We start from the raw sequence: 8,579 nt of genomic DNA, 5'->3' as shown, positions 1-8,579 counted from the left end.
CGCGCTGATCGTCGCCGCCGCCCTGATGCTGATGTTCGCGATCGTCCCAGGCCTGCCGTTCCTGCCCTTCGTCGCGCTCGCCGGACTGATGGGCTTCGTCGCCATCACCATCCCGAAGCGCCGCGCCGCCCGGGCTGCCGTCGCCGCCGCGAAGGCCAAGCGCGAGGAGGAGAGCAAGCAGGCCGAGGTCAAGGATTCGGTCAAGGAGCAGCTCCGCACCCCCGAGATCGAGCTGTGCCTCGGCCGTCAGGTCGCCGCGCAGATCCAGGGCAGCCACGCCGAACTGCACCACCGCGTCGCCAAGATGCGCCGCAAGTTCGCGCGCCAGTACGGCTTCGTCGTGCCCGACATCAAGCTCACCGACAGCCTCAACCTGCCGCCCAAGACCTACCAGATCCGCATCCACGGCACGGTCGCCGCGACGCAGGAGATGCGGCCGGGCGAGCTGCTCGTCGTCGTCGGCGACGGGCCCCGCCCCGACGTGCCGGCGGAGGAGGTGCGCGAGCCCGCCTTCGGCATGAAGGCGCTCTGGATCGTCGACGCCTATGCCGGCGAGATCCGCCGCTCCGGCTTCGAGGCGATCGACGGCGCGTCCGTCCTGCTCACCCACCTCTCCGAGGTGATCCGCAACAACCTGCCCCAGTTCCTGTCCTACAAGGACATGCGGGCGCTGCTCGACCGGCTCGACCCCGAGTACAAGCGGCTGATCGACGAGATCTGCCCGTCGCAGATCTCGCATTCGGGCCTTCAGGCGGTGCTGAAGCTGCTGCTCTCCGAACGGGTCTCGATCCGCAACCTGCACCTGATCCTGGAGGCGGTGGCCGAGATCACGCCCCATGCCCGCCGGGCCGAGCAGATCGCCGAGCACGTGCGGATGCGGGTCGCCCAGCAGATCTGCGGCGACCTCGCCGAGGACGGGGTGCTCCACGTGCTCCGGCTCGGCGCCAACTGGGACCTCACCTTCCACCAGAGCCTGAAGCGCGACGCCAAGGGCGAGGTCATCGAGTTCGACATCGACCCGCGCCTCGTGGAGCAGTTCGGCGCGGAGGCCGGCGAGGCGATCCGCGAGCGGATGCGGCAGGTCCACGGCTTCGCCCTCGTCACCGCCCCCGACGCCCGGCCCTACGTGCGGATGATCATCGAGCGGATCTTCCCGACGCTTCCCGTCCTCTCGCATCTGGAGATCGCCCGCGGCGTCGAGATCAAGTCGCTGGGCACCATCTCGTGATCCCCGGATTCGGGAGCCTGCTCGGCGGCGACGCCTTCCTGGCGACCTTCCTGATCTTCTGCCGCATCGGCGGCTGCCTCCTCATCGTCCCCGGCTTCTCCAGCCCGCGGGTGCCGGCGCAGGTGCGGCTCCTCATCGCCGGCGGCATCTCGCTCGCGGTGACGCCGCTGCTGCTGCCGCTGTTCCAGGGCCGGCTGCCGGGCCAGGCGCCGACGGACACGCTGGCCTGGATCGCCAGCGAGAGCGTGACCGGCCTTCTCATCGGCCTGCTCGGGCGCATCTTCATCTTCGTGCTGGAGACGGTGATGAACGCGGTCTCGACCATGGTCGGCTTCGGCTCGATGCCGGGCACGCCCGTCGAGGGCACCGATGCGATGCCGGCGGTCGAGACGCTGATCGTCCTCAGCGCGGTCGCGCTGATGTTCGCCGCCGACCTGCACTGGGAGCTGTTTCGCGGGCTGGTCGATTCCTACGCCCGCATCCCGCCGGGCGAGGGCTTCGGCACGCAGACGGCGCTGGTGCGGATCGCCGACCAGATCGGCGAGGCCTTCAGCCTGGCGCTCCGCATCGCCGCGCCCTTCATCATCTACGCCGTGGCGGTGAACCTCGCGGCCGGCTTCGTGAACAAGCTCACGCCGACGATCCCCGTCTACTTCATCGCCACGCCCTTCGTGATGTTCGGCGCGCTGCTCCTGCTCTACTACCTCTCCAGCGAGTTCATGACGCAGTTCCTCGCTGGCTACCTCGCCTGGCTGCGTAAGGGCTGACCGCGATGTCCGCCGCCGACATCGCCAAGCGCCTCAAGCGCGCCGAGCGGCTCACCGCCGTGCAGGAGCAGATGCGCCGGGCCGCCGAGTGGCAGCTCGCCCAGACCCGGCGCGACGCCGACGCCGTCGAGGCGGACCGCGCCGCCCTGCTCGCCGCCGTCGGCTCCTCCGCCCATGGCCACCTGTTTCTGGAGGCGTCGAACCGCCGCCTGCGCGGGCTCGCCGCGCGGGCGACCGAACTCGAGCGGATCGCGGCCTCGCAAACCGCCGAGGTGCGCGAGCAGGGCCTCGCGCTCAAGCGCGCGGAGCTCAATGCCGAGCGGATCGAGACTCTTCTCGACCGCGAGCGCGAGCGGGTCGAGGCGATCGAGCGGCTCGACGGCCTGGTCCAGCGCCGCGATGCAAGCCTCCCGTAAGCCAGCGGGTCTAGGGTTCCACCGATTGTCAGCGGCGCGCCCGGTTCGCGCCGCGTCAGGTTCGATGGCGCGATGAGCATCTCCCCCCCTTCCGACATCGTCATGGACGTGGCGCGCGCCGCCGACCCGGCCCGCTACCAGGAGGCGGCGGCCAAGCTGTCGCAGCCCGGCGACCCGGCGGCCTTCGCCAGCGCCGCCGAAGAGGCGGCCCGCGAGGCGGGCCTGACCACGCACATGCCGCTCGACGTCCACGGGACGCTCACCAGCCTGAAGAACGACACCGCCCGGAGCGCCGCCGATCCCTACAAGAAGTTCGAGGGGCAGGTGATCCAGCAATTCGTCGAGGCGATGCTGCCCAAGGCCGAGACCGTGTTCGGCAAGGGCAATGCCGGCGGCATCTGGAAATCGATGCTGGCCGAGCAGCTCGGCCAGCAGATCGCCCAGACCGGTGGCAGCGGCATCGCCCGCATGCTGAACGCGTCCCGCCCCGCCGCCGCCACGGCGGTGCCCACCACCACCGGCGTGGCGGGCAAGGTCTAACCGCGATGCTGCTCGAATCCCTCAAGCGGCTCGAGGCCACCGTCGAGGCCGAGACCGAGGCGCTCGCCGCCAACGCGCCCCTCGATCTCGACGCGGTCAACCGGGCCAAGAGCCGGAGCCTGCTCGAACTCACCCGCCTCGCCCGCGGCATCGACGTCGCGGCCCTCGACGCCGAGACCGGCATCGTGCTGGAGCGCCTGCGCGACAAGCTGGTCCGCAATCAGGAGGCGGTCGCCCTGCATCTGCGCGCGGTGGAAGAGGTCGGCGAAACGCTCCAGGCGAGCCTCCAGGCCGCCGAGTCCGACGGCACCTATTCCATGCGCCCGGGGCGCGACTGAGCGATGCGCGTCCTCGTCTCCGGCCTGTGGATCTGCGCCGTCACCATCGCCTCCTGCTACGCGGCGGTGACCTTCGGCGGCGGGTTCTTCACGAAATCGACCGAGCCCTACCTCGAAGGACTGCAGTATCAAAAGCTCGCGCCCATCAACATTCCGATGGTCGCCGAGGGCAAGGTGCAGGGCTACGTCATCGCCGTGCTGGTCTTCACGGCGGATGCCAAGCTGATGCACACGCTGCCCGTCGCCCCCAACGCCTTCGTAGTCGATGAGGCGTTCCGCCAGATCTACGGCGACACCACGATCGATTTCCGCAAGCTCGCCCGCTACGACATCAACGCCCGCCTCGCCCAGATCCGCGCCAAGGTCAACGAGCGCCTCGGCTCCGACGTGGTCAAGGACGTGCTCGTGGACGAGCTGAACTTCGTGGCCAAGCGCGAGGTGCGCTCTTAGCGCCACCTCAACTGACTTCATTTGGCCAACGCGTCGTTCCTCATGCTGAGGCGCCGAGCGAGAGCTCGGCCTCGAAGCACGCCGGAACGGTCGATCCCAAGGCACCGGCCTCCCGGGAGAAGCGTCGCGGCGTGCTTCGAGGCTGCTGGCGCAGCACCTCAGCATGAGGACCGGGATGATCGTTGGAACAGGCGGTCGAACGGTTCCAAGTCTTCCTGCCGGTCGGCGCAAGGGGCCGTCGAGGCGCTTCGCCCTGCCCGGCACGGTGGCTCCGCTCGCAGTGACGACGCGGCCCCGGATGCCATGGGGGATGACCGGATCGCGTTGACCGCACTCGGGCACCCGCTCATCCTGCCGCGGCCATGTCCTGCTTCACCGGCCTGTCCGCCTTCCCCATCACCCCCGCCTCGTCCGACGGCCAGGTGGATACGGCGGCGTTGCGCGCGCTCATCGCGCCGCTCGCCGCCGCGGGCGTCGACTCGATCGGGCTTCTCGGCAGCACCGGCACCTACGCCTATCTCTCCCGCGCCGAGCGCCGCCGCGCCCTCGATGCGGCCCTCGACGCGGCGGGCGGCCGGGTGCCGGTCATCGTCGGGATCGGCGCCCTGCGCACCGACGAGGCGGTGGCGCTGGCCCAGGATGCGCGGGCGGCGGGCGCCGCGGCGGGTCTCCTGGCCGCCGTTTCCTACACGCCGCTGACCGACGAGGAGGTGTTCGAGCATTTTTGCGCCGTCGCGACGGGCAGCGGATTGCCGATCTGCATCTACGACAATCCCGGCACCACGCATTTCCGGTTCACGCCCTCGCTGGTCGGGCGGCTGGCGCAGGTACCCGGCATCCGTGCGCTCAAGAGCCCCGCGCCGGATCCGGACACGGTGGCCGGCCATCTCGACGCCCTGCGCCGAGCGGTGCCCGCCGAGTTCCGGCTCGGCACCAGCGGCGACTGGAACGCGGCCGAGGCGCTGCTGGCCGGCGGCGAGGCATGGTACAGCGTCGCGGCCGGGCTGTTTCCGGAAGCCTGCCTCGCGATCCTGCGGGCCGCGCAAGCCGGCGAGGCCGCGCGGGCGCGAGGGCTGAACGCGCGGATGGGGCCGCTCTGGGATCTCTTCCGGGAGTTCTCCAGCCTGCGGGTCATGTACGCGGCGGCCGGCCATCTCGGCCTGTGCCGGGCGGATCCGCCCCGACCGATCCTGCCGCTGCCGGAGCCCGTCCGCCGGCGCGTGGCCGAGGTCGTGGACCGCCTCGCGCTCGCCTGATCCGGCCGCCGCGGGACAGTCGCGTCCGGCCGATCTTAAAGGTCGATTCACGCAGAACTGTTTGACTCTCCCTCAGAGTAAGTTCTGCGTAATCGAGTGCCATGTCCTCATCGGTCGCCGGCGCGCCGGACCTGTCCGGCCTCATCGAGCTCTCGCGCGACCCCGCGCTGGACCTGAAACCCGTGATCCTGCGGGTTCAGACCGACCTGTTCCTGACCGCCCCGGTCCACGACCGGTCCATCCTGCAGGCCTTCGAATCCCTCGCCGCGGGCCTGATCCCGACGGTGGACGAGGAGACTTTGCGCATCGTCGCCGACAAGCTCGACGGCTGCCCCGACGTGCCGGCCGGCGTGCGCGACGCGCTCGAAGCCCGCGGCTTTCCCGTGGCGCCGCCCCGTGAGGCGGAGTCGGAAGCGGAAACCGACCGGGCCCTGGCCGAGAATCCCGGCGCGCTGATCGGCACCCGCGCGCTGGAACGCCTGCTCTCGCGTGCCCGCACCGACGCGGCGCTGGCCCGCACCCTGCTCGGCCGGCCCGACATCCCGCCCGCCGACCTCGCCCCCCTCTGGCTCTTCGCCGGGCCGGAGCAGCGCCGCGCGATCACGGAGGCCGTCGAGGCCACCGCGGCCCTGCGCCCGTGTCCGCCGGCGCCCCGCACGCTGGCGACGAGCCTCGTCGAGCATTCCCACGCCCGCGACCTGCAGGCCTTCGTCACCGCGCTCGGAAACGGGCTCGGCCTGCCGCCGAACTATCTCGGCGCCGCCGTCGATCCGGCCGCCCGCTACGACCTGCTGACCCTCGCCCTGCGGGCGGCGGATCTGCGCGAGGGCGAGGCCGTCTTCGTCTTCCTCACGCTCAACGATACCGTCGCGCGCTCGGTCGATCGGGTGTTCTCCCTCGTGACGCTGTTTCGCGAGACGAGCCGGGCCGCCGCCCGCGACCTGCTCTGCGCGATCCTCGGCGTGCCGGTGATGGAGCGCGCGGGCCGCGAGCACCAGCCGCTGCACGGCCCCGAGGCCAAGCGCGGCACCCCCGCCGCGGCCGAGCGCGGCGGCTACCGCACCATGCTCCCGACGCGCCTGCGCCGCACGAGCTGAGATCTCGAAAAAACTACTCCGCCAGCGGCAGGCCGTGCCGACCCTCGCGGTCGTCGATCTCGACGATCCAGAGATCGGAATCGAAGCGGATCTCCCGCGCGAGGCGCTCCTCGACATCCGGCGACGGGGCGGCGGCGAGGACGGCCGTGAAACGGCGCTCGCCGTCATCCTCCGCCTCGATCAGGGCCTGGGGCGCCGGGCCGTAGAGGTCGGCGGTGCCGTCGAGCCGGTCGATCTTCACGAAGATCGCCCCGGCCTCCGCCGAGCCGCGGCGGCGCTGCACCGCCGGGATGCCCTCGCCGTTGAGGCGGCGCAGCTGCGCGGAGACCCAGAAATCCGAGCGAAGGCGTGGCATGCCCGGTTCATAGGCGTCCGCCGCCGCCGCGTCGATGGCGGCGGGGCATCGTCGACGCCGTCGGATGTTACCCGCTCGCCTTGGCGGTCATCTCGCGGGTCAGGGCGCGCAGGGTCGGCCCGGCGGCCTCGCCCTTCACCGGCAGCTTGCGGTCGCGCTCGAACTTCTCGATCGCCGCCTTCGTGCCAGGCCCCATCAGGCCGTCATCCTTGAGCGGGCCGTAGCCGAGCTTGGCCAGGGCGCGCTGGACGCGGATCACGGTCGGGTCGGGCTTCGGGCTCTCGGGCTTGCCCGCCTCGGCCTTCGCCTCGGTCTTCGGCTCGGGCTTGCGCTCCGCCTTGGGCGTGGCCTTGGGCGTCACCGAGGCGGTCGTCTCGCCGGAGCGGAGCATGTCGGCGATGGCGTCGCGGGGGGCGGCCGGCACCTCCCGCACGGGGGCGGGCTTCGGCGCCTCCACCGCGCGGACTTCCCGGACCGGCGACGCGGACCGCGCGGCCACCGGCTTCGGCTCGACGGTCGGCAGGATCGGCGCCGGATGCGGCCCGGCCTGGAGACCCATGGCGTTGACGCAGACATAGATCGCCGCGCCGGCTCCGAGGACCGTGCCGAACACCCCGCCGGGATAGCGCAGGCAGAACCGCCCGGCCCCCGCCGCCGTGGAGAGGGCGGCGGCCCGCCAGCCGGACGCGGTCGGCCCGCGCGGCGCCGGCTTGCGGCGCGGCGATGTCGCCCCGCTTCGGCCGACGCGCATGTCACCGGGGACGACGATCTCGCGCTGGTCCCGTCGGGCGGGCAGCTCGCGCATCACTTGTCTCCTTCAGCTGTTCGCCGCGCTTCGTCCGATCGGCTCATCCGGCGCGACGCATCGGTGTGTTCACGGGAAGCGGGGCGGGATCGAACAGGCCGACCGGCCGGCGGATCGGCTCGGGCGCCGGTTCCGGCGCCGCGGCGCCCCGCACCGACGTCCGGATCGGCGCCGGCTGGTTCGGCGCAGCGGCGTTCTTCGCGCCGCCGGAAGCCGTCTTGGCGCGGCTGCAGTCGAGCGGCAGCGTCACGGTGACGGCCGTGCCCTTGCCCGGCGCGCTCTCGACGGAGACGGCCCCGCCGTGCAGCCCCGCGAGACCGCGCACCACCGAGAGGCCGAGCCCGGTGCCCTCGTGGGTCCGGCCGTAGCCGCCGCCGACCTGGAAGAAGGGGTCGCCGAGCCGCGGCAGGTCGGCCTCGGTGATGCCGATGCCGTTGTCGCTCACGACGATGTCGAGATAGGCCCCGCCCCGGCGCACCATCACCTCCACTCGCCCGCCGCGGGGCGTGAACTTCACCGCGTTCGAGATCAGGTTGATGAGCATCTGGCGGCAGGCGCGGGCATCGGCCACGAGGGTGAAGCCGGCGGGCACCGGGGCGCTCACCAGGGTGATGCCCGAGGCGTCGGCCTTGAGCCGCATCAGGTCGCAGCAGCCGCGGAGCAGCGCCTCGACGTCGACCGGCTCGGGCTGGAAGTCGAAATGTCCGCCGCGGATGCGGGAGATGTCGAGCAGCGTGTTCACCACGTCGAGCAGGTGACGCCCGGACTGGGCGATGATGCCGGCATATTCCCGCGACCGCTCCGGCGAAAGGCTCAGCGCGCCCTCCCCCGCCAGCACGTCCGAGAAGCCGATGATGGCGTTGAGCGGGGTGCGCAGTTCGTGGCTGACGGTGGCGAGGAAGTGGGTCTTCACCTCGTCCGCGCGCTCGGCCTCGGCGCGGGCGCGGTCGAGCTCCAGCGCGTGGCGGCGGTGCTCGGACACGTCGCGGGTCACCGCGACGACGGTCGAGCCGTTGGCGCCGGCCAGCGCCGCCTCGATCCGGTGGGCGCGCATCTCGGCGTAGATCGTGCGGCTGCCGTCGCCGCGGGGCGCGTCGAGGTGCAGGCGGAACGGCACCGTGGCCGGAGCGCCGTGGGCGGCGACGTCGCTGATCGCCTGGAGCAGCGCCGGACGGTCGCCGATATGCACCCGGTCGAGCAGGCCGTGGCCGCGCAGGCGGCTCGCCTCGGCGCCGACGAAGCGGGCGGCCGAGCCGCTCGCCTCCAGCACGCGGCCGTTGGCGTCGTGCCACGTCACGAGATCGTCGATGGCCGAGAGCAGCAGGCG

General features: G+C 72.1%; 11 protein-coding genes. 8 read left to right on the top strand and 3 right to left on the bottom strand.

Going from position 1 to position 8,579, the window contains the following annotated elements; all coding sequences use genetic code 11:
• The 8 genes from MFF42_RS01165 to MFF42_RS01130 all read left to right on the top strand — a co-directional run.
• The coding region (locus tag MFF42_RS01165; protein ID WP_238253676.1) for an FHIPEP family type III secretion protein at positions 1-1,228 on the top strand (1,228 nt) is incomplete at its 5' end.
• The gene (gene fliR, locus MFF42_RS01160; protein ID WP_238253668.1) at positions 1,225-1,995 is read left to right on the top strand and encodes a flagellar biosynthesis protein FliR; all 771 of its coding nucleotides are present in this window, start codon (positions 1,225-1,227) and stop codon (positions 1,993-1,995) included. The genes MFF42_RS01165 and fliR, both read left to right, overlap by 4 nt.
• 5 nt (positions 1,996-2,000) lie before the next feature.
• Positions 2,001-2,411 carry a hypothetical protein gene (locus MFF42_RS01155; protein ID WP_238253667.1) on the top strand — a complete coding sequence of 137 codons (411 nt, stop codon included), beginning with the start codon at positions 2,001-2,003 and terminating at the stop codon, positions 2,409-2,411.
• A 72-nt stretch (positions 2,412-2,483) separates the two neighbouring features.
• Positions 2,484-2,951, top strand: coding sequence for a rod-binding protein (locus MFF42_RS01150; protein WP_238253666.1), 468 nt, complete (start codon positions 2,484-2,486; stop codon positions 2,949-2,951).
• A 5-nt stretch (positions 2,952-2,956) separates the two neighbouring features.
• On the top strand, positions 2,957-3,289 hold the full coding sequence (locus MFF42_RS01145; protein ID WP_238253665.1) for a flagellar protein FlgN: 333 nt from the start codon (positions 2,957-2,959) through the stop codon (positions 3,287-3,289).
• A 3-nt stretch (positions 3,290-3,292) separates the two neighbouring features.
• Positions 3,293-3,739, top strand: a complete 447-nt coding sequence (locus MFF42_RS01140) for a hypothetical protein (protein WP_238253664.1) — start codon at positions 3,293-3,295, stop codon at positions 3,737-3,739.
• A 362-nt stretch (positions 3,740-4,101) separates the two neighbouring features.
• Positions 4,102-4,995 (top strand): dihydrodipicolinate synthase family protein, encoded by an 894-nt coding sequence (locus MFF42_RS01135; protein ID WP_238253663.1) that lies wholly within the window; start codon positions 4,102-4,104, stop codon positions 4,993-4,995.
• Between the two features lie 101 nt (positions 4,996-5,096).
• On the top strand, positions 5,097-6,092 hold the full coding sequence (locus MFF42_RS01130) for a DUF2336 domain-containing protein (RefSeq protein WP_238253662.1): 996 nt from the start codon (positions 5,097-5,099) through the stop codon (positions 6,090-6,092).
• Positions 6,093-6,105: 13 nt separating this feature from the next.
• Here the strand turns inward: MFF42_RS01130 and MFF42_RS01125 are convergent, their stop codons facing one another.
• The 3 genes from MFF42_RS01125 to MFF42_RS01115 all read right to left on the bottom strand — a co-directional run.
• Entirely contained in the window at positions 6,106-6,447 is a 342-nt protein-coding gene (locus MFF42_RS01125; protein ID WP_238253661.1) for a DUF1491 family protein, read from the bottom strand.
• Positions 6,448-6,514: 67 nt separating this feature from the next.
• Positions 6,515-7,252: a peptidoglycan-binding domain-containing protein gene (locus MFF42_RS01120; protein WP_238253660.1), complete on the bottom strand. Its 738-nt coding sequence runs from the start codon at positions 7,250-7,252 to the stop codon at positions 6,515-6,517.
• Positions 7,253-7,295: 43 nt separating this feature from the next.
• A partial coding sequence (locus tag MFF42_RS01115; protein WP_238253659.1) for a PAS domain-containing sensor histidine kinase occupies positions 7,296-8,579 on the bottom strand: 1,284 nt, incomplete at its 5' end.

Source organism: Methylorubrum podarium (genome assembly GCF_022179745.1).
Taxonomy (GTDB): domain Bacteria; phylum Pseudomonadota; class Alphaproteobacteria; order Rhizobiales; family Beijerinckiaceae; genus Methylobacterium; species Methylobacterium podarium.
This window is presented reverse-complemented; position numbering and strand designations above follow the sequence as displayed.